The sequence below is a fragment of the Paenibacillus sp. MSJ-34 genome, from assembly GCF_018918005.1.
Lineage (GTDB): Bacteria > Bacillota > Bacilli > Paenibacillales > Paenibacillaceae > MSJ-34.
Genome location: NZ_JAHLPR010000008.1, coordinates 52,634 through 76,667 on the forward strand (window position 1 = coordinate 52,634; position 24,034 = coordinate 76,667).

Genomic DNA, 24,034 nt, shown 5'->3' on the forward strand with positions numbered 1-24,034 from the left:
CATGGCAACGAAATTTGTTATTGATGGGCTAAAGTCTACCATCGAAGGAAAAGAAATTTTGAAAGGCATCAACCTGGAAATGAATGGCGGAGAAATCCATGCCATCATGGGACCGAACGGAACGGGGAAAAGTACACTCGCTTCCGCGCTTATGGGGCATCCAAAATATGAAGTGACCGAAGGTTCCGTTACATTGGACGGAGAAGATGTGCTGGAAATGGAAGTAGACGAACGCGCGCGCGCAGGTTTGTTCCTCGCCATGCAATATCCGAGCGAAATTGCCGGCGTGACCAACTCCGACTTTTTGCGCAGCGCAATCAATGCCCGCCGCGGCGAAGGCAACGAAATTTCATTGATCAAGTTCATTCGCCAAATGGAAGGCAAAATGAAAGAGCTCGAAATGAATCCGGAATTCGCGCACCGTTACTTAAATGAAGGCTTCTCCGGCGGGGAGAAAAAACGGAACGAAATTTTGCAAATGATGATGCTTGAGCCGAAAATCGTAATTTTGGACGAAATCGACTCCGGTTTGGATATCGACGCTTTGAAAATCGTGGCGAGCGGCGTCAACGCAATGCGTCAAGAAGACCGCGGCTTTTTGATTATTACGCACTACCAGCGTTTGTTAAACTACATTAAACCGGACTTCGTGCATGTCATGATGCAAGGACGCATCGTCAAATCCGGCGGTCCGGAACTGGCGGAACGTCTCGAGAACGAAGGCTACGACTGGGTGAAAGAAGAACTCGGCATCGTTGACGAAACCGTGGGCCAAGAAGCCTAACACCGGAGGAGGGATGAGGAAACATGAGTACACAAACGATTCTTCCGGTTGACCGCGAAACTGTTGCCGCCTTGTCGCAAAGCAAGAACGAACCCGCTTGGCTGTCCGCCGAGCGATTGAACGCTTTGGAACTCGCCGGCCGGTTGGAATGGCCAACATTGGAGAAAATGAGAATCAACCGTTGGAATTTGGACGCCTACGGTTCCTATAAACAAGCGGATGCGGTGAAATCCGTGGCGGAATTGCCGCAGACCGTGCAAGATCTGGCCAAATTGGACGACGCAAGCAATGTGGTCGTGCAGCGCAACTCGAGCGCCGTCTTGAAGCAATTGTCTGCCGAATTGGCGGCCAAAGGCGTCATTCTGACCGATTTGGAGACGGCCGCCAAGGAACATGAGGATTTGGTGAAACGCCATCTCATGACGGCCGTCAAGAAGGACGAAAACCGTTTGACCGCGCTTCATGCGGCTTTGTGGAACGGAGGCGTGTTCGTCTACGTGCCGAAGAACGTGGAAGTCGAAGTGCCGCTGCAAGCTTGCTTCCTGGCTGACGACGCCGGAGCGACGTTTGCGCCGCATGTGTTGATCGTTGCCGACTCGAACAGCCGGGTAACGTATATCGACCGTTATTTTTCGGCGGACATGGCCGAGCCATTCGTTCATAACGGCATCGTGGAAGTATTCGTCAAACCGGGCGCGAAAGTGCATTACGCTTCCGTCCATCATTTGGGCGAGTCGGCGACGGATTTGACATACCGCCGCGCCGTCGTTGAGAACGACGGCCGGATCGAATGGGTCGTAGGAGAGATGCATAACGGCAATGCGATGTCGGAGACGATGTCCGTATTGCAAGGAAACGGTTCCGAATCCGATGCGAAAATCATCGCGATCGGCAACCATTCGCAAAATTTGAGCATTACGACGAAAGCCGTCCATTTCGGCAAAAGCTCGGACAGCCAAATGATTACCCGCGCCGTCATGCGCGACGAAGCGACGGCGATTATTAACGGGATTACCAAAATCGAAAAAGGCGCAACGAAAGCGAACGGGGAGCAGACCGAAAAAGTGTTGATGCTCAGCCCGAAATCGCGCGGAGACGCGAACCCGATTTTGTTGATCGACGAGGACGACGTTACGGCGGGACATGCCGCATCGGTCGGACAGGTCAATCCGGAGCAAGTGTATTATTTGATGTCTCGGGGCATTTCTAAAGCAGAGGCCGAACGGCTCATTATATACGGTTTCTTGGCTCCCGTCATTGCGGAAATTACGCACGAGGGCACGCAAAATCAGCTGCAAAGCCTCGTTGAAAGGAAGTTAGGACAATGAACGCCGCGCAAATTCGAGAGCTTTTTCCGATTTTGAATCAGGAAATTAACGGGCATCCGTTAGTGTATCTCGACAGCGCCGCGTCTTCGCAAAAGCCGGTCTCGGTCATTGAGGCCGTGAAACAGTACTATGAACACGATAACGCCAACGTGCATCGCGGCGTACATACGCTCGGGTCCCGCGCAACCGATGCGTATGAAGGCGCCCGCGCCAAAGTGGCGAAGTTTTTGAACGCGGAGCGTTCGGAACAAATTATTTTCACGCGCGGAACGACGACGTCCTTGAACCTCGTCGCTTCGTCGTACGGAAGGGCGGTTTGCCGCGAAGGCGACGAAATCGTCATTACGCCGATGGAGCATCATAGCAATCTGATTCCGTGGCAGCAGGTGGCGAAGGCGACGGGAGCGACGTTGAAATATATCCCGCTGCAAGAAGACGGCACGATCGACCTGAGCGATGCGGAGCGGACCATTACCGACCGCACGAAAATCGTCGCCATGACGTATGTGTCCAATGTGCTCGGCGTCGTGAACCCGATCAAGCAAATTGGGGAAATTGCCCACCGCCGCGGCGCGGTCATGGTTGTCGACGGGGCGCAAAGCACCCCGCATATGAAAATCGACGTGCAGGATTTGAATTGCGATTTCTACGCGTTCTCTGCCCATAAATTATGCGGTCCGACCGGAATCGGCGTCTTGTACGGCAAAAAAGATTTGCTCGATCGGATGGAGCCGATCGAATTCGGCGGCGAGATGATCGATCATGTCGATTTGTACGAGTCGACCTGGAAGGAACTGCCTTACAAATTCGAGGGCGGCACGCCGCTCATCGCCGGCGCGGTCGGACTTGGCGCCGCAATCGATTTTCTGCAAGAGATCGGCATGGATGAAATCGATCGTCATGAGAAGCGGCTTACGGTCTACGCGCTGGACCGGCTTTCGCAAATCGAAGGATTAACGATTTACGGGCCGCGCGAGGAACGCGCCGGACTCATTACGTTCAATCTAAGCGATATTCACCCGCATGACGTGGCGACGGTGCTCGACTCGAAAGGAATCGCGATCCGCGCCGGACATCATTGCTGCCAACCGCTGATGCGCTGGCTGAAGGCGAGCGCCACGGCGCGGGCGAGCTTCTATTTATACAATACGGAAGATGATGTCGACCGTCTTGCGAGCGCCTTAATCCAAACAAAGGAGTTCTTCGGCGATGCAATTGGATGATTTATACCGCCGCGTTATCATGGATCATTATAAAAATCCGCGCAATCAAGGGAAATTCGACGCGGAAGCCGTAACGGTCGACCTTAACAACCCGACATGCGGGGACCGGATTTCACTGCAGCTGCAAGTGGAAGACGGCATCGTGAAAGCGGCGAAATTTACCGGCGAAGGCTGCTCTATCAGCATGTCCTCCGCATCGATGATGACGGACGCGGTCAAAGGAAAAACGTTGGAAGAAGCGATGGATTTGGCAGCGCGCTTCTCTTCGCTTATGAAAGGCGAAGCGGCCGAATTCGAAGAATACGAAGATATCGAAGCGTTGGCCGGAGTCAATAAGTTCCCGGCGCGCATCAAATGCGCCACGCTGGCTTGGAACGCTTTGCGCAAAGGAATAGAGCAAGAGCAGCATAAACATTAAATGTGGACTTACGGGGAAGCCTCGCCTAACGATGGCGAACGAACGCTTTCGAGGCGGAGACGCCCCTTTACCAAACTTTTAGGAGGGATTCGAAATGGCGAAGAAAATGCCTGAACTGGAAGAGTATAAATACGGCTTTCGCGACGAACATAAGGCTGTCTTCCAAACCGGAAAAGGTTTGACTCCGGAAATCGTCAAAGAGATTTCGCGGATTAAAGGCGAACCGGAATGGATGCTGGACTTCCGTTTGAAATCGTTGGCCCAATTCCAAAAAATGCCGGTACCTCGTTGGGGAGGCAATTTGGACGACTTGGACTTCGACGACATTCAATATTATGTAAGACCGTCCGAGAAACAAGGGAAAACATGGGAAGAAGTTCCTGCGGAAATTAAAGAAACGTTCGACAAATTGGGGATTCCGGAAGCGGAACAGAAATTTCTGGCCGGCGTTTCGGCGCAATACGAGTCGGAAGTCGTGTATCACAGCATGCAGAAAGATCTGGAAGAGCAAGGCGTTATTTTCATGGATACCGATACCGCTTTGAAGGAACATCCGGAAATTTTCAGGGAGCATTTCGGTTCGGTCGTTCCGCCGACGGATAACAAATTCGCTGCGCTGAACAGTGCGGTTTGGTCGGGCGGAAGCTTTATTTACGTGCCGAAAGGCGTCAAATGCGAAATTCCGCTGCAAGCTTATTTTCGCATCAATTCCGAGAACATGGGCCAATTCGAGCGCACGCTCATTATCGCCGATGAAGACAGCTTCGTACATTACGTTGAAGGTTGTACGGCGCCGATCTACAGTACGAATTCCTTGCACAGCGCGGTTGTCGAAATTATCTGTAAGAAAAACGCCCGCGTTCGCTATACGACGATTCAGAACTGGGCGCCGAACATTTACAATCTCGTGACGAAGCGCGCCGTCGCCGAAGAAAATGCGACAATGGAGTGGGTCGACGGCAACATCGGCTCCAAGCTGACGATGAAATATCCGGCCGTTATCCTGAAAGGACGCGGCGCGAAAGGGATGGTATTGTCCATCGCCGTTGCGGGCAAAGGACAGCATCAAGACGCGGGCGCGAAGATTCATCATTTGGCTCCGGATACGACGTCGACGATCGTTTCCAAATCGATCAGCAAGCATGGCGGCAAAGTAACGTATCGCGGGCTGGCGACATTCGGGCGCAATTCCGAAGGTTCCAAAGCGAACGTCAAATGCGACACGCTCATTTTGGATAACGAATCTACTTCGGACACGATTCCGTACAACGAAATCATGAACGACAACATTACGCTCGAGCATGAAGCGACCGTATCGAAAGTATCCGAGGATCAATTGTTCTACTTGATGAGCCGCGGCTTAACCGAAGCGGAAGCGACGCAAATGATCGTCATGGGCTTTATCGAGCCGTTCACGAAAGAGCTGCCGATGGAATACGCGGTTGAGATGAACCGGTTGATCAAGTTCGAGATGGAAGGAAGTATCGGATAAGCCTTATTCCAGAATGGTTTTCCGCTCTTACAAAAAGGCACGTGCCGAATTTGTGCCGATTCAGATTTTTTCTTTTCGTATAGGAGGCGAACTTTTAAAGTTCGTCTTCTTATTTTTTTGCGCTATACCGAGTCTGTGTCAGAAGTTGTCACTATTGTTGATGGCCAAGTAGCGGATGCTACAGCAAAGCCTGGTAAATGCATCTTTTTTCTCGTTTCGATGGCGAGTGGGATGATTTAGGGCGGAATTCCTGCATAATGAGTCAATTTCAAAATACCGCTTGCGGCCGACGACTCATCGTAGCGCTAACGAAACGCATACACGCTAATCGCCTGTAAATTACCTTGTTGTTCTTTGTAATGAAACGGAAACACGCTAATGAGGGAAAAAATGCGATAAAACCGCCGATTTCCTATGAATAACGATACGTATATTCGTTAAATTGGGAACGTCTTCATTTTGAGCCCAATAAGGTTTGCCAGTTTCGTTAGCGCCAATAAGGAGCGTAGGTCCGCACGGATCACCTAGGGAGGTAGACCCTTCAATATGCGCAATAACCAACGGTGGCGAATGATGAAATTAACTCTAATCGCACGCTTTATGACTCATTTCCTGTTTAGTTGGGCAAATACATGCATGTTCGCAGGAATTGGTATTCGGTGAGTTGCCGGCCAATCACGTATGATTACTTTCATGAAATCGAATTCGCAGCCTATTTCGAGGAAACGCCGGTGGATTTGAGCCCTAATTCGTAAATGTGTACGATAAATCATACACAATGACCGCACTGATCCAATCCGTCGATTTTGTTCGAAATTTCATACACAAACCGTGATATTTGAACCTTAATCCACCCTAATCCGTCTAAATGTAAACGAAAAATCATTTTCGTTTTCTGTTCCGTTCTCTCACGTCAAAACGGTCCGCAATAAATCGATACCCTCGCTCCGGCCGCTGAACATACCTCGTCGGTATCGCCGCAGATCGTGGTTCCGCATATCCTATCGTCCCTCGCTCGCTGCTACAAGAATAAAACGTTCCTGAGCTTCCGCTCAGGAACGTTCCTATAAATAAATATCTTTAATAACCAAATCCCTTTCCGTCGACAGGTCGATGAAACGGTCGTCGATTTGGATCAGCGGACGGAAAAAATCGTCTTTGTTGGTCATAATGATTTTGCCGACATCTCCGGTTTGGAGCACCACTTTCTTTCCAATGAAATTCGGGATCATATGCGCAATAAACGTATGCGTCGCGGTCGGATCCAGTTCCGTGAAGCTAAGCCGATGCAATTCATGCAGTACGGTCAGCAAATCCCGCTGGGCCTGCGAATTTCTGGCGGAAATCATCGTGCTGTATTCGTTGGCGATGGCGACGATTTTGGCATAGGGGTGGATTTTGTCGCCCGGCATCCCAAACGGATATCCCGACGCGTTCGCCCGCTCGTGATGCTGGAGGGCGGCCGTGGCGATCGAATATTGATACAGCGAGTTGCGGATCAGCTCGTAGCCGTAAATGGTATGTTTGGCAACCTCTTCCGCTTCTTCCTTCGTCAACGCTTCCGTTTTGTTCAATATATCCGAATCGATGCGGCATTTGCCGATATCGTGCAGGAAACCGGCATTGCCTATGATTAAGGCTTCTTCCTCTTTATAACCTGTCCAAACGGCGATATAATAAGATAGCATACCGACCTCGATGGAGTGCTGGTACGTATAATCGTCTTTATTATTCAACATGAGCAGCAAATTGACGACATCGCTCTGCTGTTTAATATGTTGGGTGAGCGGTGTAACCATTTCCTGTACCGCTTTTTTGTCGATCGTGCCGCTTCTGGCGGTTTCGTGGAATATTTCGCCGTAGCCTTCCACCGCTTGGTCATAATACGGTTTAATTCTGTGGAACGCTTCTTGGGACAATTCGTCGAATTCCGTCAGAAACGATTCTTTGGATCTGGGCTCAATATCGACATATTCGATCTGATGGTTGTACAGCTTGGAAATATCTTGTTCGTTCAAGCACGTTCCTTTGGATAATACATGAAGTCCATAGGAATTGAAAATGTCCGTTAGTACTATGTCTCCTACGGAGAGTTCGGATACATGTATTTTCAACTAGGACGCCACCTTTTTTATGCCATATTTTTCTTGCTATAATGATATCAACTAAATTATGCTCTTACAATAAGGTTTCGACAGATTCATATGATTTGCGAAAATAGGACTAAGACCTAAGTATCGGAACAGGGCCGGTATATCGCCGGCATCGATGATAACGGGTTCCAAAGGCCTATGCGGCATGCGGATCCGGTTGCATCGCCATCTTAAGGTTGTACTGAAACGATCTATGACGCCGTATATATGAGAGAGACGACTATCGGGGTCCTTCGCGGACGAGCGGCCGCATTTAAGCGATGAAAGCCGTCGCGAATCTTGATCGAATCCGGCAGGTAAACACGCGAGGGGAGACGCTATGAGTGACCAACAAATTTTGACGATACTGCATACGAACGACATTCACAGCCACTTCGAGCAAATGGCCAAAATCGCCACGTTCGTGCGTCGGGAACGGCAAGGGAAAACCGGGGAGGAGACGCTGCTGCTCGATATCGGCGATCATATGGATCGGATGCGCGTCGAAACGGAAGGAACCGGCGGTCTGGCGAACGTCGAGGTGCTGAACGCAACGGGCTACGAAGCGGTCGTACTCGGCAACAACGAAGGGTTGACCTATACGCCGCAGCAGTTGGCCCAAGCCTATGCCGATCCCATCTCGTTCCAAATTATCGGCAGCAATATGGTACGCTCCGGCGATGGGAAGAGACCGGCTTGGTTGAAACCCTATGCCATCATCGGCAAAGGAGAAATGTCGATCGGCTTGATCGGAGTGACAGCCGCTTTCTCCGATTTCTACCGTTTGATCGATTGGCATGTGACCGATCCTTTGGCGGCTGTAGCGGAATGCGTGACTCGATTGCGCGGACAGGTCGATTTCATCGTCGTTATGTCCCATCTGGGCATTAAACATGACCGCATGATGGCAGAGCAAATTCCAGGCATCGACTTGATTCTGGGAGGTCATACGCATCATTTGTTTGACAAGGCCGAACGGATCGGACAAACCTATGTTTGCGCTGCCGGCAAATTCGGACATCATGTGGGCAAAGTCGTGATCGAATTCGATCGGCTTTCAAGGCGATGCCGCGTTCTTGAAGCCGGCTGCGTTCCGGTTGACGATCTGCCGCCGCATGAGGGGATCGAGTCGTTAATAAGGGGTCGCAAGACGGAAGCGGAACGAAATTTAAACGAGACGGTGGCCGAATTGGCTTGCGATCTTTCGGCGAAAACGGACGAAGAATCGTCTTTGGGCAACTTGCTTGCCGCCGCCCTGCGCAAATGGACGAAAGCGGACCTCGGACTGGTCAACGCGGGACAATTTACTGCGCCGCTGGCTGCGGGCCCCGTAACGAGGGGAATGCTGCATCGCATTTGCCCTTCGCCGATCAACCCGTGCCGCATAACGTTAACGGGCGCGGGACTGCTTCGCGCGCTGGAGGAAGCGCTGCTGCCCGAGTTCACGCAACTGGAAATTCGCGGATTCGGCTTCCGCGGCAAGACGCTCGGCACATTATGCATAGACGGGATGGAAATTATGTTTAACCCAAACAACTTCCCGTATGATAAAATTGTACAGGTTACCGTCAACGGGGAACCGCTTGACGCCGAACGAACCTATAACGTCGGAACGATCGACATGTTCACGTTCGGCATCGGCTATCAGACGTTGAAGGAAGGTGCGGACGTGCAATATTATTTGCCGGAATTCATTCGCGACCTTGTCAGAATGGAATTGCAGGACGGCGATCAAGTGCGCCGAAGCCTTCAACGCCGTTGGCATCGAAGCGGAGCAGAAGAACACGATAGGCGAAACGATGAATGAGGGCTTTCTATTTTACCTCTTATAGCGGAAGGGGCATGATGCGGTATGAATTCCATACTCATATCAATCATTTTGGGCATCGTGGAAGGCTTGACGGAATTTATCCCTGTCTCGTCGACAGGGCATATGATTTTGGCATCGGAATTAATGGGCATTAACGACCAGGACGCATTGCATAAATCGTTTGAAGTCATTATTCAGCTTGGGGCCATTTTGGCCATTGCCGTCGTTTACAGGCAGCGGATTATGAATATGCTCGGCATTTACCGCACGGAATCGCGGAAATTGAACGAACCGCCGAAGAAGACGCTGAATTTGCTGCATGTCGCTCTTGGGATTGCGCCGGCATTAATCGTCGCTTTTTTCGCCAAAGATTATATTAAAAGCTTGTTCAGCGCCAAGACGGTGCTTCTCGCCCTGGCGGCCGGAGGGGTGTTCATGTTGTTCGCCGAACTTATGTCGCGCAGCAAAGTGAGAACGACGGCGCATGATATGGACGGCATTACATACAAGCAAGCGGCCATCGTCGGTTTATATCAATGTATTTCCGTCTTGTGGCCCGGCTTCTCCCGTTCGGGCGCGACGATTTCCGGGGGAATGTTAAGCGGTCTTAGCTATCGAGCGGCCGCGGATTTCTCCTTCTTGATCGCCATTCCGATTATGTGCGCCGCCACAGGCTATGAACTGCTGAGCAGCTACAAAGCTATTTTATCGGGCGACCTTGGCTTTTTCATCGTCGGCTTCATCGTTTCATTCGTCGTCGCCTATATCGTGGTTGTCGCATTTTTAAAATATATTCAAAAAATTCAGCTTCGGCATTTTGCGTATTATCGTTTTCTGATCGCCGCATTATTTTGGTTTTTCGTGATGCGTTAAAATTTGGCAAACATGCCAATACTAAAAGGGACGGAATTTCTGCCCCTTGCCGATTGCTAAGAAATATTCACGGAGCGGAACAGGGGTTTTGTCATTGCGTTTGTTATCCATTCATGCTTGCAAGCCCGGCATAAGGCTTGCCAAAAAAATAATCAACGATGAAGGACTTGTATTGCTGGCGGAGAACGCCGAATTGACCGCTTCGATTTTGAAGCGGCTGGAGCGTCTAGGAATCGATTTCGTGTATATCGCAGACCCGATGACAGAGGATGTCGTCGTTCCCGAACTATTGTCGGAAACAACGAGGCGAGCGGCGATGCTTGAAATACGATCCCAATTTCGCAGGTTAATGGAGCAGCCCGTGCAGAAGCACAAACAGGCTTTCTCCTATCCGCAATTGGGCAAGCAATTTCGCAAAGTGCTGGGATCGGTCATTGACGATTTGAGCGCCCACGAAGATGCGATGATTATGCTTACGGAAATCAACTCGACCGATCATTATTTATTTCGTCATTCCTTGAACGTATGCATGTATGCGACGCTGTTAGGCATCGCTAACGGGTATTCGCGCGATGAGCTAATGACGCTCGGACTCGGTGCGCTGCTGCACGATATCGGCAAGACGCAAATATCCGATGACATCTTGCTTAAGCCCGGACCGCTGACGGAGTCGGAATTTGCGGAGATGAAACGGCATACCGTCTTAGGTTTCCAAATGTTGAAGGACGAGCCCAATATTCCGTTGTTGTCCGCCCATTGCGCGTTTCAACATCATGAACGGATTAACGGAAGCGGGTATCCGCGCGGACTGCAGGGGGACGCGATCGATGAATACGCCAAATGGATCGGCGTAGTCGATTCATACGATGCCATGACATGTCATCGCGTGTACAGGCAAGCCCGTCTTCCGCATCAGGCGATGGAAATATTGTATACCGGTTCGGGAACATTGTACGAGCAGCGCATGCTGGAAACGTTTCGGGACAAGGTAGCCATCTACCCGCTAGGAATCGACGTGCGGCTAAACACGGGGGAGAAGGGCGTCGTTGTACGGATTCATCCGAGCAACCCGCAGCGTCCGGTCGTCCGCGTGCTGCAGTCGCCCGACAATACCGTGCTCTCGGCTCCTTACGAGATCGATCTGTCCACCCGCCTGAATTTGATCATTACGGAAGTGGGTTAGATCGACGTTGCATGCTTCGATCGGCACAAGTCGTTTCGCATGAAACCTGGCAACGCGCCAGGTTTTTTTCGAGTTTCATCGATGGATAGCCAAGCCGCGGAACGAACATCGACCGTAGGGAGCATAGCAGTTGAGAGAAGCAGCCGTGAAGGGCGTTTTTTGGCGATGGGGCCATTGGATCGGGCTATTTGAAAGATTTGTTTCAGGCAACGTCGACCGGCACCGTATTTATGATACTGATCATTTTTTGCGTCGTGTTCGGCATTTTGATGGACTACGAAGTATTCCTCATTTCGCGCATCTCCCAAGAATATGAAACATCGGGCGATAACATGCGTAGTACTGCTAAAGGACTGATGAAGACCGGAGGCATGATTACGAGCGCCGCGTTATTTTAATTACGGTGGTCGGAGCGTTTATTTTCACGGATAATGAAATGATGAAAGCGGTCGGTTTAGGGCTTGCGACGGCGGTGTTGCTGGACGCAACGCTGGTTCGTATTTTTCTCGTGCCGGCTTTCATGAAACTGATGGGAAAGGCGAATTGGTGGGCGCCCAAATGGATGAACCCGATTCGTCCCCGGTCAAAATAACGGAATAGGAACGGGTGTTTGCAAGATGAAGAATGGAAATAGTGTAGCAGAAGCATTAACGGCGCAGCCTTTATCGCCGGAATACGATCCGTGGGATCCGATTCGTTCCCTGCAAATGTACGGCAAGCATGTATTGACGAGCGTCGAGATGACGGTGACGAATTTATGCAATATGCGGTGCGAGCATTGCGCGGTCGGATACTCGCTATCCGTGACGGAGGGAGAGCATATTCCGCTCGAACTGATGTTGAAGCGGCTCGATGAAGTAGAGCATTTGGAAACGATCAGCATAACGGGAGGAGAACCTTCCTTTCAACGGAAAACGGTGGAACAATACATGATCCCGTTGCTGAAATACGCCCGCGAACGTGGCGTCCGCTCGCAGCTTAATTCGAACGTCACGTTGGATTACGAACGGTACGAGGCGCTTGCTCCTTACTTGGACGTTATGCATATCTCCTTCAACTATACGAGCGCCGAAGACTTTCACGCGGTCGGTTTCGCCCGTACGGGGCATGAGGTCAATTACAACGCCGCGGCGAAGCTGTATGAAAGAATGATCGAGAACGCGCGCAAGCTGAGCGCGGCGGGTATGTTCGTATCGGCGGAATCGATGATCAATTACCGCACGCATCATAAGATCGTCGAAATTCATCGGCTCATCGACGAGATGGGCTGCCGCCGGCATGAAGTGCATCCGATGTATCCGTCGGCGTTCGCATCCAATTTGCCGATGCTGTCGCTGGACGAAATGCGCGCAGCCATTCATCGGCTGCTCGACGGCCGCAATCCGGAGTTATGGATGCTCTTCGGGACGCTGCCGTTCTTCCGCTGCAATGACAACGACGAGGACCGGCGGTTGTTGCGGCGGCTGCAGGCAGAACCGAATGTAACGCTCCGCAACGATCCCGACGGGCGCAACCGGCTTAATGTCAATTTGTTTACCGGCGATGTGTTCGTGACCGATTTCGCCGCAATTCCTTCGTTCGGCAACATCCGCGAACAGACGCTTGATTCCGTTTTTAACGAATGGTTGCGGAAGCATCCGCTTGCCGCGCAAGTGAACTGCCATTGCCCGGCTGCGAACTGCTGCGGACCGAATCTGCTGGTAGCGGATATGTACTACAAAAATATCGACTTTACAACGAGAATCGCATTTCCTGACATCGTATAACGAGATGATCTACGGGAAAGGTTGTGAGTTATGTCTGTCAAGCAACTGATTGTCATTGCGCTCGGTCTCGGCTTTTTGTACGGGCTGTTCACGGTCGGCGCGCCCTTTCTGCTCGCGATTGTGCTTGCCGTGCTGCTCGAGCCGATCACCGCGTTTTTGATGCGGTCGTTGAAACTGAAGCGCATTCCTGCAGCGACGTTGACTTGCACGGTATTCCTCCTTCTTCTGATCGGCGGCATTTATATCGTCGGCGCGCAAGTATTCGTCCAATTTATGAACTACTGGCAATACGCTCCCGTCTACTTTCAAGACGTACAGGCTTATATTCAATCCGCGTTCGCGCAAGCGCAAGGATTGTACCAAAATTTCTCGCCGGATGTCGCAGGCTCCATCGAGCAATTTTTGTCCGGATTGAGCGGTCAGCTCGGGAAAGTGGTTAACACGTTGTCGCAAACGTTTCTGTCTCTTGCCAAAGGCATTCCGGGATTGTTCGTGTTCTTCATCGTATTCTTGGTAGCCGTTTATATGTTCAGCTTCGGCATGGGGACGATGAGAGCGTCGATTCTATCTTTGTTCGAGGAAAGGTCCCATAAGCAAGTGAACGAAGTGATGAGCAGCTTGAAACAATCGATCTTCGGCTTCATTCGCGCGCAAATCATACTGAGCTTGTTTACCTATATTACGACATTGGCAGGACTGTTAATATTGCGGGTCGAATATCCGCTGGCCATCGCTTTGCTTGTCACGATTGTAGATATTTTGCCGATTTTGGGCGTCGGTTCGGCATTGGTTCCGTGGGCGATCTATTGTCTGCTGACGGGAGACTGGTTTGTCGGAATCGGTTTGATCGTCTTATTTATCTTCATTACCGTACTGCGCCGCGTCATCGAACCGAAAATATTGGGCGATGCCGTCGGAATCGGCGCTTTGTCCGCGTTAATCAGCCTTTATGTCGGATTTAAACTGGTGGGCGTTGTCGGACTGTTTCTCGGTCCGCTCGTCGTCATTATTTATCAGGCGATGCGCAAAGCGGGACTGCTGCAAATCAAAATCAGGTTTTAAATCCGCAACGGCAACCAAACGTTTCATCGTTGTTTTGTGACAAACCTTTCAAGCTTGTCGGGCTTGGAAGGTTTTTTTGTCTAAAAAAAGCGGTCACTTTCATGGGCGAACGTCATATGTTAGTAAAAGAAAACGGAAGCGAAGCGAATCGCAAATCACTTTTTAGGAGGTCGAAAAATAGTGAATTCGCAGGTTAGATATTACTACCCTTTTATCGGACCTTTCGATCCATGTCCGCCGATTAGGGTGAAATCGTACGTTGTCCCGCCGAATCAATTCATCGTGTTTCAGCCGCCGAATTTACCGCAGTTTCCGCTGCGTGAGGCGCTTAAGCGGGGAACGTTATGGCCGGCGCTCTACAGTCCGTACGAGTCGAAATGGGGGAAAGGGAGGTAATCCGCTATGGAAACGGAAAACCGTTTGGACGAAAGATATTATCAAATGCTGGAGCAATTGCAAACGTTGGATTTCGCCCTTGTTGAACTTTCTCTTTATTTGAATACGCATCCGACCGACGCAAACGCCATTAAACAATTCAACCAGTTGGCTCAAGAGCGGATGCAATGCGCTTATCAATTCGAGCAGGCATACGGTCCGCTGATGCAATTCGGGCACAGCTTCTCCAAGTATCCATGGCAATGGGTGGAGAGTCCTTGGCCGTGGCAGGTGTAAGCGCGGTTCGCCCGGTTGTCATATCTAAATAAGGAGGAACGTATCCATGTGGATCTATGAAAAAAAATTGCAATATCCGGTGCGCGTCAGCAAGTGCGATCCGCATATGGCGAAATTGCTGCTGGAGCAGTACGGCGGAGCGGACGGCGAGCTTGCGGCAGCATTGCGGTACTTAAATCAACGGTATTCTATTCCGGATCGGGTGATCGGCCTGCTGACGGATATCGGCACGGAAGAATTTGCGCACTTGGAAATGATTGCGACGATGGTTTACAAACTCGTAAAAGACGCGACGGTGGAGCAGATCAAAGCGGCGGGATTGGACCCGCATTATGTCAATCATGACAAGGCGCTGTTTTATCAAAATGCCGCCGGAGATCCGTGGACGGCTACATACATTCAGGCTAAGGGCGATCCGATCGCGGATCTCTACGAGGATATCGCAGCCGAAGAAAAAGCCCGCGCTACGTATCAATGGCTGATCGATATGACGGACGATGTCGATTTGCAGGACGGGCTGAAGTTTTTGCGCGAACGGGAAATCGTTCATTCCCTTCGTTTCCGGGAAGCGGTCGAAATATTGAAGGACGAGCGGGATAAAAAGAAGGTGTTTTGAGAATACGAAAAATGGCAGCATCTTACGCCGAACTTGGTTCAGGCAGAAGATGCTTTATTTTTTATGCGCGGCGTTATCGAAAGTTTTTTGGCAGGGTAACGGTATTGGGGGTAACGCGGATAAACAGTCCATTATTCCGGTTCTGACGACTCGGACCTCTCTTTATCCCGCCCTTCTGTCGATATCCCCCTCATTCAGTAGTTTGATTCAGCGATCTGTGGCTCGATATCCCCCTCATTCAGGCCAACGCAGATACGATTCAAATCACGGAACGACGGTCCCCGGCAATGCCGGCGCGGCACGATCGCGGCGGACCCGGTATCTTTCTGAACGAAAGGGATTTCCACAAAAGGCGAAAAAAGACGATCCGCTTGCGGCAATGAGCAAGAGTGAAAAAGCCCCCTCCATTCGACGCGGAAGAGGCTTTTTGCTGTGCTCACCGGCTTTGAAACGCCACTTTCAATCCGAGTCCGATATAGATGGCCCCTACAAATTTGCCGCTCCAGCGGCCGATCCAGGAGATACGCTTGATCAAGCGCCCGAGAACGCCGACGCTCATGGCAATGAGCGTTGTATAAACCGCGCTAAGAAGTACGAAGATGAGGCCAAACGCCAAAAATTGCGGAATCGTCGGCCCTAGTTCCGGATTCACGAACTGGGGCAAAAACGCCAGGAAGAAGAGGGCGGTTTTCGGGTTAAGAATTTCCACCATAATGGCTTGACCGTAAGAACGGAAAGCCGACACCGGGGCTACCTTCGGCATCTCTGGATCTGCGGGCTTCTCCAATATCGCGCGAATTCCTAAGTAAATCAAATAAGCCGCTCCCGCAAATTTGACAAAATTGAACGCGACCGCGGAAGTCATCAAAATCGCGGAAAGCCCTACCGCCGCACATAGCGTATGAATCAAATCGCCGGTCGCGATCCCAAGCCCGGCCATCACTCCCGCTTTGCGCCCGCCCTGAGCCGTACGGGTCACGACGAGAAGAACGGCCGGCCCCGGCACAAGAAAAAGGCCGATTACAATCACTACAAAAGTGCTCAACGTAGTAAGATCGAACATATTGTTTCCCCTCCACATCACATCGTGTTTCCAATAAATTTAGAGGTAATTATAACAAAAATCGCGCGTTAGTAAAATAGCCTTGGCAAACGTGCCGAATTAACGGTAGCAAACATAGATAAATCGCATATTCGCTTCAATCGTATTATAATGGAATACATAGGTTAAGTAATCGAAAGGCAGGGAGTTCGCATGAACGAACGGGATCATCATATCAAATTGACCGCTTATTCGAGCAAAGGAGGATGCGGCTGCAAAATCGGACCGGGCGAATTAAGCCAGGTGTTGCGGGACATTCCGCAAGGGACGCCGAATTCGAATTTGCTTGTCGGACTGGAGACGAGCGACGACGCGGGCGTGTTCCGCATCAATGACGAACTGGCGCTGGTCCAGACCGTCGATTTTTTTACGCCGATTGTGGACGACCCTTATTCGTTCGGGCAAATCGCAGCCGCCAATGCGCTCAGCGACGTATACGCGATGGGAGGGAAGCCGCTGACGGTTCTTAATATTGTCGCCTTCCCGATTACAAAGCTCGACAAAAGCGTGCTTGCCGCGATATTGCGCGGCGCCGCCGACAAAGTAAGCGAAGCCGGAGCAACGCTCGTAGGAGGGCATTCCATCGACGACAACGAACCGAAATTCGGATTGGCGGTAACGGGGACGATTCATCCGGACAAAGTGCGCACGAACGCGGGCGCCAAACCGGGGGACAAGCTGATACTGACAAAACCGATCGGCGTAGGCATCTTGACGACTTCGATCAAGAAGGATCAGCTGAACGAAGAAGAAATCAAGCGGGTCACCCAAGTGATGACGACATTGAATAAAACAGCTGCGGAAGCGATGGAACCGTACGCGGTGAACGCTTGTACGGATGTAACGGGCTTCGGACTGCTCGGCCATGCCGCGGAGATGGCAAAAGGAAGCGGCGTAGGGCTCCGGATCGACCCCGGCCAAGTTCCGGTCTTGCCGCGGGTCCGCGAACTGGCGGAAGCGGGCTTCGTACCGGGAGGAACGAAGAACAACTATGCGCATGTGCAAGATACGGTGACGTTCGCTTCGCATCTGGATCAAACGGATCGATGGATCCTTTGCGATGCGGTAACGTCGGGCGGACTGCTTATCGCCGCCGCCCGGGAAGGCGCCGACGATTTGCTGGCTGCGCTCCGTCAGGCAGGGGTGGAAGCAAGGATCGTCGGCGAAGCGGTCGCCGAACATCCGGGGCGTATCGTAGTGGGTACGATCGAGTAGAACTAGAAAAAGGAGTGCCGCTCGATGTTTCAAGACATAACGATCGAACAATTGCGAGAACTTCAAAACGCCGGAGGCGTTCGTCTCATCGACGTTCGCTCTCCGGGGGAATTTGCGGAATTTACGATACCGGGAAGCGTCAACATTCCGCTCTTCGATGACGAGGAACGCGCCGAAATCGGCACGATATATAAGCAGATAAGCATCCAGGCTGCCAAGGACCGCGGCCTGGAGATCGTTTCGGCCAAGCTGCCGCATTTGGTGAGGCAGTTCCGGCAAATCGAAGGAAGGAAGGCCGTATTCTGCTGGCGCGGCGGCATGCGCAGCAAAACGACGGCAACCGTCCTTTCGTTGATGGGCATACAAGCCGATCGCTTGTCGGGAGGAATCCGCGCCTATCGGAATTGGGTCGTGGAGACGCTGGCGAATTACGATCTGCGTTCGCAAATGATTGTCGTCGCCGGCCGTACCGGAACCGGGAAGACGGAAATATTGCGGCACCTGGCGAAGTTCGGGTATCCCGTGATCGAACTGGAGCGACTCGCGCAACACCGCGGATCGGTATTCGGGCATATCGGCATGAAAGCGAGCAACCAGAAAACATTCGAGTCGCTGCTTGTACAGGAATTGGAGAAGTGGCGCGACACTCCGTATATCATTATCGAGGCGGAGAGCAAACGGATCGGCAAGGCGGTTTTGCCCGATTTCCTCGTCCAAGCGAAAACTAACGGCATCTCCATCTATGTGGACATGCCGTTAGCGCAACGAGTTCGCAATATTATGGAAGTGTACAAGCCGCAAGAGCGCAAGCAGCAATATATTGAGGCGTTTCAAAAGATTAAAAAGCGAATCCATACGCCTGTCGCGGCTCTCATCGAATCGCTGCTGGGCGAAGACCGGTTCGAAGAAGCGATATCGCTTCTGCTTGAGCATTACTACGACCCGCGTTACGATTACGCTGCCGGCAATCAAGCGCAAATCGTTTGCGAAGCGGCGGACGTAGCCGATGCGGCCAGCCAAGTCGCCGAACAAATCAGACGCTTGCATCCATAGCGAAGATTATTTCCGTTCTTTGCTTGTGGCCGTTTTTTTGGCTCGTTTTACTTTGAGCGCTTTTTGGTTATACAACCATAACGCGTATTCGAGCGGTTTCGAGATCGCCTGGTTGTAAGTTTCCTTTTCACCGGCTAGCTGAAACACTTCGCGGGCCGGCTTCGGATTCACTTCAAGCAGCCAGACGTTTCCGTCGCGGTCGATGGCCAAATCGAGCGCCAGCTCGCAGAGCGCTCCATATTTTTGTTCCAAATGTTTGGCGGTTTCCACGCCTAGCTTCTCGGCCGTTTCTTTTACCTGCTTGATTTTCTCTTCGTCTTCGATCCACACTTCAAGCAGCTTTAACATTCCGACGGCAATTCCTCCGCCGTGCAAATTGGACGTGACGCTCTTTTGCGGACCGACGCGCCCGGCACAGCCTGTCACCCCCCAATTGCCGCTGCCGTCCTTTTGCACCAGCATGCGGTAATCGTGCACGCGCCCGTCAGGCAGCTTCACCTGTATTCCTTTTTGAACGATATAAGGACGGTTGGACGTCCAAACGTTCAGCTTCGCTCCTAACGTGGCGGCGTGAATTTTTTGCGGATGAATGATTTTACGGCGCAAATCGCGGCCTTGAATATAAAATAATTTCGGATTTTTACATTTTTCGATCCGCATAATGCCGCGGCCCCCGGTGCCGTTGATCGGCTTGACGAACACGATTCCTTCCCGTTTCAACATTTGAAGCACATCATCGGGGGAAGTAAACACTTTGGTAGCCGGCAAATGGGGGCTGATGAGCGAATTTTCCTTGAGCGTTTGATACGTACTCCATTTGTCGCCGAGCGGACGGTTAAGGAACAGGAGCGAATGATAGCGGGAACGGAACTGCCTTAACTGGGTGAAACGGTAGCTTTTTTGCAGACGCGCGCGGTCGAAGATGAGATTGGGAAAGGACGTCCATTTACGCGTCCATTTATTCGATTGAACTTGATAAAACATGCCGTTGATCAGCTTTTTGCGCTGATCGACGTCCTCCGGCGTAAAAACGAATAAATCGATGCCGATTTTTTTGCCGGCGATCGTCATTTTTTGATAGATGGACCGCTCTTCCAATTGTTTTTTCTCATTCATATATATCGTTAAAATACCTAGGACGGGTTGAGGCAAACAAATTCACCTTCTTTGCGATCCTTTTGTAAGAGACTGTGCGGTTTTGACGGCAACCGGCCGGCTTTCGAAATGAAAGGTAGGCTTTCCGGTCGGTCCGTCGGACATGTGCGCCGCCACAAGCCCCGCTTTAAAACACATCTGTATGCTGGCCGCATTGTCCAGCGCCACCTGGCACATCAACTGCCCCAAACGCGAAGTTTGTTCCAGAAGCAGCTTGGTGCCGATCTCTTGCTTCCGATAGTCCGGATGGACGATGACGATGCAAGTTTCCCGGCCGAAATCGGAGACGAAAGAGAAGCCAACCAGCCGCTTTTTGCCGTCGACGGATACGGTCGCGGTGACGATTTGCGTTCCCCGCCTGCGCAAATGCTCGGGAGCGAGCTTTGCCAACCGATCGAAGGCGTCCGTCGTAATTCGGCCGTCGCCGTATTTGGTAACAAATCGGAGCAGCATTTGCTTTGATTTGGGCCACTTATCCGCGTTGCCCGGTTCAATGACTCGTATTTTCATCGCCTATAACCTCACTTCGCTTTTACCAAAAAATGGCTGTACTGAAAAATGCGTTCCAATGAGCGCTTTCTTATATGCGGCTCATCGAATTTCATCGGCTTGGAATTCGCTTCGAAAAACCAAACGCCGCCTTGCTGGTCGATGCCGAGATCCATCGACATTTCGCCAAGCAAATAGCCGGAACCGCGCTCGATTTGTCTGGCGATGAGCAAGGCCGTGTTTTTGGCGCGAACCAGGATTCGCTTCGATCCTTCGGGCCCGAAGGACGCTTCCAGCAGCTTTACCGGGTCTTCGATGCTGCCGCCGCGCGGAACATGGGTTGTAATGCTTGAAGAACCGGCTACGCGGGCGCCGACCCCGGAAATATCCCATTGCCCTTTTTGATTTTTTTGCACGAGGACGCGCAAATCGTACGGGCGCCGGTTCGTGGAGACGAGTTCGATGCCTTGCTGTACGATATAGCGCATCGATCCGGCTTCCTTCTTAATACGTGCCCAAAGTTTGCCAATCGTGGCGCATCTGTAAGTCGAACTTTTCTTCTTATTTTGGATTTGAAGTTTGAAAGGAAGCGGTTTGGCGGGTTGATATTTAATTGTCATAATACCCGCCCCGGCTTTACCGCTTTCCGGTTTCAAAAATAAAAACGGATGTTTGAGCAATTGTTTCCCGAGCTCCGTCGAACTTGTCATTCTGCGGGTGAGCGGAATGAAGGGACGCGTCGTCTTCGATTTGCGCAGCCACTCGAACAAGTTCCATTTATTGAAAAAATAAGGGTTGAATATGCGTATGTTCGGATGCTTCAAACATTCGTCGATTTTCCGCTGCACGGAAGGGGCAAGTTCGTCCTCGCGCAGCGGGATCCGATTATAGATGACGTTAGGCAGCGGGAACCATTGCTGCACCCATACCTTTTGCTCGAAATCGAACGTGTAGCCAATCACTTTTTTGGCCGAAAGCTTTAAATCTTTCGCCGTAACGATATAGATCGGATAGCCGGCCTCCTTTCCCAATTTCAGCAAATCCATAAAATTGTCGCGATTGCCGCGGAAAAACAGCTTGTCGTCATCCACCGTCAAGATGGCGATGGTCGGCCGGGTCGAATTTGGTTCAGCGTTGGCGCTCACTGTTCATCCCTCCTCCGGAATTTGCTGAGGTAGAGGCAATGCTCGAAAATATGGGTTAACGAAGATCTTCCTTCCGACCTCAGCGAGGGATGCTTGAATATGGAGCGTCCCGGTTTGGAATTCGCCTCGAACATCCAGACGCGTTCGTCTTGGTCGATCCCGATGTCGAAACCAAGTTCGCCGAGCAGATGCGGGTAGTTGCGCTCGATCGCTTCGGCTAATTTGATCGCCACTTGTTTGGCGTTATGCAGTACGTCGGACGCGCGCGAACCGAACGTACGGGATAATGCCTGCTCGGGAGTGAGCAGCTGGCCGCCGTTCTTCAAATGGGTCGTCACGCTCCCTTTCCCGGCTTTTTTCGCTCCGATGCCGACGACAACCCATTCGTTCTTGCCGTTCTTATGCATATGAAAGCGAAAATCGATCGGGCAGCTGTCGATTTCAATCAGCCGGATGCCTTGCTGCACGACATAATTGCGCAAGGAGCGCCCATGCCTGGCATGAAGCATTCTCATCATGCTGTTGAAACTGCTGAACCGCAGCAGCACGTTCGAGCCGCTTCGGCGATATCGGGCGAAATAGCCTTTTTTCGGATGATAGATTAAACGGTAGATGCCTTTGCCAAGGCTGCCCGCCGTTGGTTTGTAATAAACGAAATGATGCTTTTCGAGCATTTCCTTCATTTTATCCGGACTGGGACCGTTGAACGATTCGGGAACGTACCGGTACGACTCCGGTTCGTTTTCCAGCAATGCGTAGACATCGGATTTATTGAAAAAGCTCCAGTTGAAAAAAGGGATCTTTTTGCGAATAAACCTTTCCCGCAAACTGTTGACGGCGGCGCCCGTCTCCGCCCGCCTGCTTGGCAGCCGATTGTAGATCACGTCGGGCAAAGGGACGGTTTTGCGCGTCCAACCGCCCGTTTCGCTAAGAAAATATGCCAAAATGGTTTCCTGCTGCCAATTGATATCCCGCGGCGTAAAGGCGAATATATACGCTCTCTTGTTCCCTTCGCGCAGAAGCTGCTTAATAAAACCGGTACGGTTTCCGAACGGATGCGTGACGGACCGGACGGCGCTGTCGGATAAAACGCCGATTAAAGGGCCGATATGGACTTCGTCGTTGTTGTTCAAGAGCATGATGCTGCCGGCTTTCGGCACTCGGATCGAATTGCGTATTCCTGCCGGCAAATAAAGATGTTTGCCCGACTTTTTGATCGGCTTGATCGTCGCCGAGACGCTAATCTTTCCCAAACGCAAATAAATCGATTTCTTCCCGGACAGTTTCAGCATTTTCAGCAAGGAATTGGATACATAGACGACCTTTTCGGGTTGCTGCGTAAAATGAACATTACAAAAAGTCAAACTCATGAATTGACCCTCCTAAGTTGTCGAAGCACTAAATAGCGGGCATATCGAATCGGATTTTCAACGGATTCGGCGGAGCTTTCCGTATCGCCTATTCGTAAAAAAACGGTACGTCCGGGTTTGGAATTCACTTCCAAAATCCATAAACGCCCTTGCCAATCGACGCCGAAATCGATGCCGAGTTCTACAAGTCTTCCGTGGCCGGATTCCAATATCTCGGGAATCCGGGCGGAAAGCTGCCGGATTTGCTCGATGATCGCTTCTCCTTTTTCTTTGCCGAATTCCTGTTCCAAAAAAGGGGATACTTTCGCCGCTTGCCCGCCGCCGTGCAAATTGGAGGTTAAGGTGCCGGTTTTTCCTTTCCTGACGGCCATGCCCGTCAATTGCCATAAGCCGTTCTCTCCTTTTTGCACTAAGGCGCGAATGTCGAACGGTTCGCCGTTGCGGTTGTTCAAGCGCAAATAAGTTTGCACGATAAACTTGCGCGATCCGATAAACCGGCGAATCCATCCGAAGCCTGCCGCCGCTTCCCGAAATGTTTTGCGGATCAAACGATTGGCCTGATCCCGTCCATGAACGTGCATTTTGCCGTTTTCCTCATCGAGACGCACGTACAACGTATTTTTCCCGTGACTGCCGCTATGCGGTTTCAGAAACGCTTCGCCATCATGATCGTCAAGCCAGCTCCGGAGTTGCTGCGAGCCTTCGTATTCCACCGTTTCCGGAACGTAGGGCAGAATTGCGGCGTCTTTGATCAACATGCGGTATACGCTCCATTTGCCTTTCAGCCCGTTTCCCAAAAACAAAATGTTACGGCGTTTCATCATCCGTTCCAACGCCTCCCGGACTTTGGCGTACTGTTCCCAACTCGAGTAACTGCACCGGTCGTAAATGATCGAAGGGAGAGGGAACATTCTATGCGTCCAACCCTGCTTCGTGTACGTATAGCCTGATACAATGCCTTCAGCCCGCAGCCATAAAGGCGAGAAGACGTAAACGAACAAACCGTATCGGCGGCCGATCAGGCATAATTTGCGAAAAAACGATTGTTCCGGAAACGGAAGCTTTCCTCTTGTTTCACATATCATAATGCCAAGATAATGCTCAGCCTTGTTCATAGGCAACGCTCCTAAGTTGTTACGAAGTTGC

At 51.3% G+C, this 24,034-nt stretch carries 22 protein-coding genes and 1 pseudogene; 16 read left to right on the forward strand and 7 right to left on the reverse strand.

The annotated features are described in order from the left end of the window. Position 1: 1 nt before the first annotated feature. The 5 genes from sufC to sufB all read left to right on the forward strand — a co-directional run bounded on the left by sufC (position 2) and on the right by sufB (position 5,245). Positions 2-784 carry a Fe-S cluster assembly ATPase SufC gene (gene sufC, locus KQI79_RS05870; RefSeq protein WP_216537292.1) on the forward strand — a complete coding sequence of 261 codons (783 nt, stop codon included), beginning with the start codon at positions 2-4 and terminating at the stop codon, positions 782-784. Between the two features lie 23 nt (positions 785-807). After that, complete coding sequence (gene sufD / locus KQI79_RS05875) at positions 808-2,112, forward strand: Fe-S cluster assembly protein SufD (protein ID WP_216537293.1); 1,305 nt, start codon at positions 808-810, stop codon at positions 2,110-2,112. Next, positions 2,109-3,335 (forward strand): cysteine desulfurase, encoded by a 1,227-nt coding sequence (locus KQI79_RS05880; protein ID WP_216537294.1) that lies wholly within the window; start codon positions 2,109-2,111, stop codon positions 3,333-3,335. Before sufD ends, KQI79_RS05880 begins: the two co-directional genes overlap by 4 nt. Then, the gene (gene sufU / locus KQI79_RS05885) at positions 3,322-3,753 is read left to right on the forward strand and encodes a Fe-S cluster assembly sulfur transfer protein SufU (RefSeq protein WP_216537295.1); all 432 of its coding nucleotides are present in this window, start codon (positions 3,322-3,324) and stop codon (positions 3,751-3,753) included. Before KQI79_RS05880 ends, sufU begins: the two co-directional genes overlap by 14 nt. A gap of 94 nt (positions 3,754-3,847) precedes the next feature. Then, positions 3,848-5,245, forward strand: coding sequence for a Fe-S cluster assembly protein SufB (gene sufB, locus KQI79_RS05890; protein WP_216537296.1), 1,398 nt, complete (start codon positions 3,848-3,850; stop codon positions 5,243-5,245). A gap of 1,064 nt (positions 5,246-6,309) precedes the next feature. Here the strand turns inward: sufB and KQI79_RS05895 are convergent. After that, positions 6,310-7,359: an HD-GYP domain-containing protein gene (locus KQI79_RS05895; RefSeq protein WP_216537297.1), complete on the reverse strand. Its 1,050-nt coding sequence runs from the start codon at positions 7,357-7,359 to the stop codon at positions 6,310-6,312. Between the two features lie 358 nt (positions 7,360-7,717). Here KQI79_RS05895 and KQI79_RS05900 point away from each other — a divergent pair, with 358 nt between their 5' ends. The 9 genes and pseudogenes from KQI79_RS05900 to KQI79_RS05940 all read left to right on the forward strand — a co-directional run bounded on the left by KQI79_RS05900 (position 7,718) and on the right by KQI79_RS05940 (position 15,359). Continuing rightward, a complete protein-coding gene (locus KQI79_RS05900; RefSeq protein WP_216537298.1) occupies positions 7,718-9,184 on the forward strand; it encodes a bifunctional metallophosphatase/5'-nucleotidase in 1,467 nt (488 codons plus the stop codon). 45 nt (positions 9,185-9,229) lie between these two features. After that, positions 9,230-10,060: an undecaprenyl-diphosphate phosphatase gene (locus KQI79_RS05905; protein WP_216537299.1), complete on the forward strand. Its 831-nt coding sequence runs from the start codon at positions 9,230-9,232 to the stop codon at positions 10,058-10,060. A 94-nt stretch (positions 10,061-10,154) separates the two neighbouring features. Next, positions 10,155-11,243, forward strand: a complete 1,089-nt coding sequence (locus KQI79_RS05910) for an HD-GYP domain-containing protein (protein WP_216537300.1) — start codon at positions 10,155-10,157, stop codon at positions 11,241-11,243. A gap of 182 nt (positions 11,244-11,425) precedes the next feature. Beyond that, positions 11,426-11,835: pseudogene (locus KQI79_RS05915) on the forward strand (MMPL family transporter); the annotation flags it as partial. Positions 11,836-11,860: 25 nt separating this feature from the next. Then, the gene (gene yfkAB, locus KQI79_RS05920; RefSeq protein WP_216537301.1) at positions 11,861-13,009 is read left to right on the forward strand and encodes a radical SAM/CxCxxxxC motif protein YfkAB; all 1,149 of its coding nucleotides are present in this window, start codon (positions 11,861-11,863) and stop codon (positions 13,007-13,009) included. A 30-nt stretch (positions 13,010-13,039) separates the two neighbouring features. Beyond that, on the forward strand, positions 13,040-14,071 hold the full coding sequence (gene ytvI / locus KQI79_RS05925) for a sporulation integral membrane protein YtvI (RefSeq protein WP_216537302.1): 1,032 nt from the start codon (positions 13,040-13,042) through the stop codon (positions 14,069-14,071). A 180-nt stretch (positions 14,072-14,251) separates the two neighbouring features. Next, on the forward strand, positions 14,252-14,467 hold the full coding sequence (locus KQI79_RS05930; protein ID WP_216537303.1) for a spore coat associated protein CotJA: 216 nt from the start codon (positions 14,252-14,254) through the stop codon (positions 14,465-14,467). Between the two features lie 6 nt (positions 14,468-14,473). Then, positions 14,474-14,743 carry a spore coat protein CotJB gene (locus KQI79_RS05935; protein ID WP_216537304.1) on the forward strand — a complete coding sequence of 90 codons (270 nt, stop codon included), beginning with the start codon at positions 14,474-14,476 and terminating at the stop codon, positions 14,741-14,743. 46 nt (positions 14,744-14,789) lie between these two features. Further along, on the forward strand, positions 14,790-15,359 hold the full coding sequence (locus KQI79_RS05940) for a manganese catalase family protein (protein WP_216537305.1): 570 nt from the start codon (positions 14,790-14,792) through the stop codon (positions 15,357-15,359). A 436-nt stretch (positions 15,360-15,795) separates the two neighbouring features. Here the strand turns inward: KQI79_RS05940 and KQI79_RS05945 are convergent, their stop codons facing one another. Next, entirely contained in the window at positions 15,796-16,422 is a 627-nt protein-coding gene (locus tag KQI79_RS05945) for a LysE family translocator (RefSeq protein ID WP_216537306.1), read from the reverse strand. 192 nt (positions 16,423-16,614) lie between these two features. Between KQI79_RS05945 and selD the strand changes: the two genes are divergently transcribed. Beyond that, complete coding sequence (selD, locus tag KQI79_RS05950) at positions 16,615-17,676, forward strand: selenide, water dikinase SelD (RefSeq protein ID WP_216537307.1); 1,062 nt, start codon at positions 16,615-16,617, stop codon at positions 17,674-17,676. A 24-nt stretch (positions 17,677-17,700) separates the two neighbouring features. After that, a complete protein-coding gene (gene mnmH, locus KQI79_RS05955) occupies positions 17,701-18,729 on the forward strand; it encodes a tRNA 2-selenouridine(34) synthase MnmH (protein WP_216537308.1) in 1,029 nt (342 codons plus the stop codon). Between the two features lie 6 nt (positions 18,730-18,735). On the opposite strand, the gene KQI79_RS05960 is transcribed toward mnmH, so the two are convergent. The 5 genes from KQI79_RS05960 to KQI79_RS05980 are packed head-to-tail and all read right to left on the reverse strand — an operon-like array spanning position 18,736 to position 24,003. After that, the gene (locus KQI79_RS05960; RefSeq protein ID WP_253297962.1) at positions 18,736-19,845 is read right to left on the reverse strand and encodes a YheC/YheD family endospore coat-associated protein; all 1,110 of its coding nucleotides are present in this window, start codon (positions 19,843-19,845) and stop codon (positions 18,736-18,738) included. Positions 19,846-19,887: 42 nt separating this feature from the next. Continuing rightward, complete coding sequence (locus KQI79_RS05965; RefSeq protein WP_216537310.1) at positions 19,888-20,394, reverse strand: GNAT family N-acetyltransferase; 507 nt, start codon at positions 20,392-20,394, stop codon at positions 19,888-19,890. 11 nt (positions 20,395-20,405) lie between these two features. After that, the gene (locus KQI79_RS05970) at positions 20,406-21,518 is read right to left on the reverse strand and encodes a YheC/YheD family endospore coat-associated protein (RefSeq protein ID WP_230190724.1); all 1,113 of its coding nucleotides are present in this window, start codon (positions 21,516-21,518) and stop codon (positions 20,406-20,408) included. Further along, the gene (locus KQI79_RS05975) at positions 21,515-22,888 is read right to left on the reverse strand and encodes a YheC/YheD family endospore coat-associated protein (RefSeq protein WP_216537311.1); all 1,374 of its coding nucleotides are present in this window, start codon (positions 22,886-22,888) and stop codon (positions 21,515-21,517) included. Before KQI79_RS05975 ends, KQI79_RS05970 begins: the two co-directional genes overlap by 4 nt. Further along, positions 22,885-24,003, reverse strand: coding sequence for a YheC/YheD family endospore coat-associated protein (locus KQI79_RS05980; RefSeq protein WP_216537312.1), 1,119 nt, complete (start codon positions 24,001-24,003; stop codon positions 22,885-22,887). Before KQI79_RS05980 ends, KQI79_RS05975 begins: the two co-directional genes overlap by 4 nt. Positions 24,004-24,034: the final 31 nt, after the last annotated feature.

Excerpts from the sequence above, each read along its gene's own strand:
- sufC (WP_216537292.1), top strand. The coding sequence starts at position 2 with ATGGCAACGAAATTTGTTATTGATGGGCTAAAGTCTACCATCGAAGGA.
- sufD (WP_216537293.1), top strand. The coding sequence starts at position 808 with ATGAGTACACAAACGATTCTTCCGGTTGACCGCGAAACTGTTGCCGCC.
- KQI79_RS05880 (WP_216537294.1), top strand. The coding sequence starts at position 2,109 with ATGAACGCCGCGCAAATTCGAGAGCTTTTTCCGATTTTGAATCAGGAA.
- sufU (WP_216537295.1), top strand. The coding sequence starts at position 3,322 with ATGCAATTGGATGATTTATACCGCCGCGTTATCATGGATCATTATAAA.
- sufB (WP_216537296.1), top strand. The coding sequence starts at position 3,848 with ATGGCGAAGAAAATGCCTGAACTGGAAGAGTATAAATACGGCTTTCGC.
- KQI79_RS05900 (WP_216537298.1), top strand. The coding sequence starts at position 7,718 with ATGAGTGACCAACAAATTTTGACGATACTGCATACGAACGACATTCAC.
- KQI79_RS05905 (WP_216537299.1), top strand. The coding sequence starts at position 9,230 with ATGAATTCCATACTCATATCAATCATTTTGGGCATCGTGGAAGGCTTG.
- yfkAB (WP_216537301.1), top strand. The coding sequence starts at position 11,861 with ATGAAGAATGGAAATAGTGTAGCAGAAGCATTAACGGCGCAGCCTTTA.
- ytvI (WP_216537302.1), top strand. The coding sequence starts at position 13,040 with ATGTCTGTCAAGCAACTGATTGTCATTGCGCTCGGTCTCGGCTTTTTG.
- KQI79_RS05935 (WP_216537304.1), top strand. The coding sequence starts at position 14,474 with ATGGAAACGGAAAACCGTTTGGACGAAAGATATTATCAAATGCTGGAG.
- KQI79_RS05940 (WP_216537305.1), top strand. The coding sequence starts at position 14,790 with ATGTGGATCTATGAAAAAAAATTGCAATATCCGGTGCGCGTCAGCAAG.
- KQI79_RS05945 (WP_216537306.1), bottom strand. The coding sequence starts at position 16,422 with ATGTTCGATCTTACTACGTTGAGCACTTTTGTAGTGATTGTAATCGGC.
- selD (WP_216537307.1), top strand. The coding sequence starts at position 16,615 with ATGAACGAACGGGATCATCATATCAAATTGACCGCTTATTCGAGCAAA.
- mnmH (WP_216537308.1), top strand. The coding sequence starts at position 17,701 with ATGTTTCAAGACATAACGATCGAACAATTGCGAGAACTTCAAAACGCC.
- KQI79_RS05960 (WP_253297962.1), bottom strand. The coding sequence starts at position 19,845 with ATGAATGAGAAAAAACAATTGGAAGAGCGGTCCATCTATCAAAAAATG.
- KQI79_RS05965 (WP_216537310.1), bottom strand. The coding sequence starts at position 20,394 with ATGAAAATACGAGTCATTGAACCGGGCAACGCGGATAAGTGGCCCAAA.
- KQI79_RS05975 (WP_216537311.1), bottom strand. The coding sequence starts at position 22,888 with ATGAGTTTGACTTTTTGTAATGTTCATTTTACGCAGCAACCCGAAAAG.
- KQI79_RS05980 (WP_216537312.1), bottom strand. The coding sequence starts at position 24,003 with ATGAACAAGGCTGAGCATTATCTTGGCATTATGATATGTGAAACAAGA.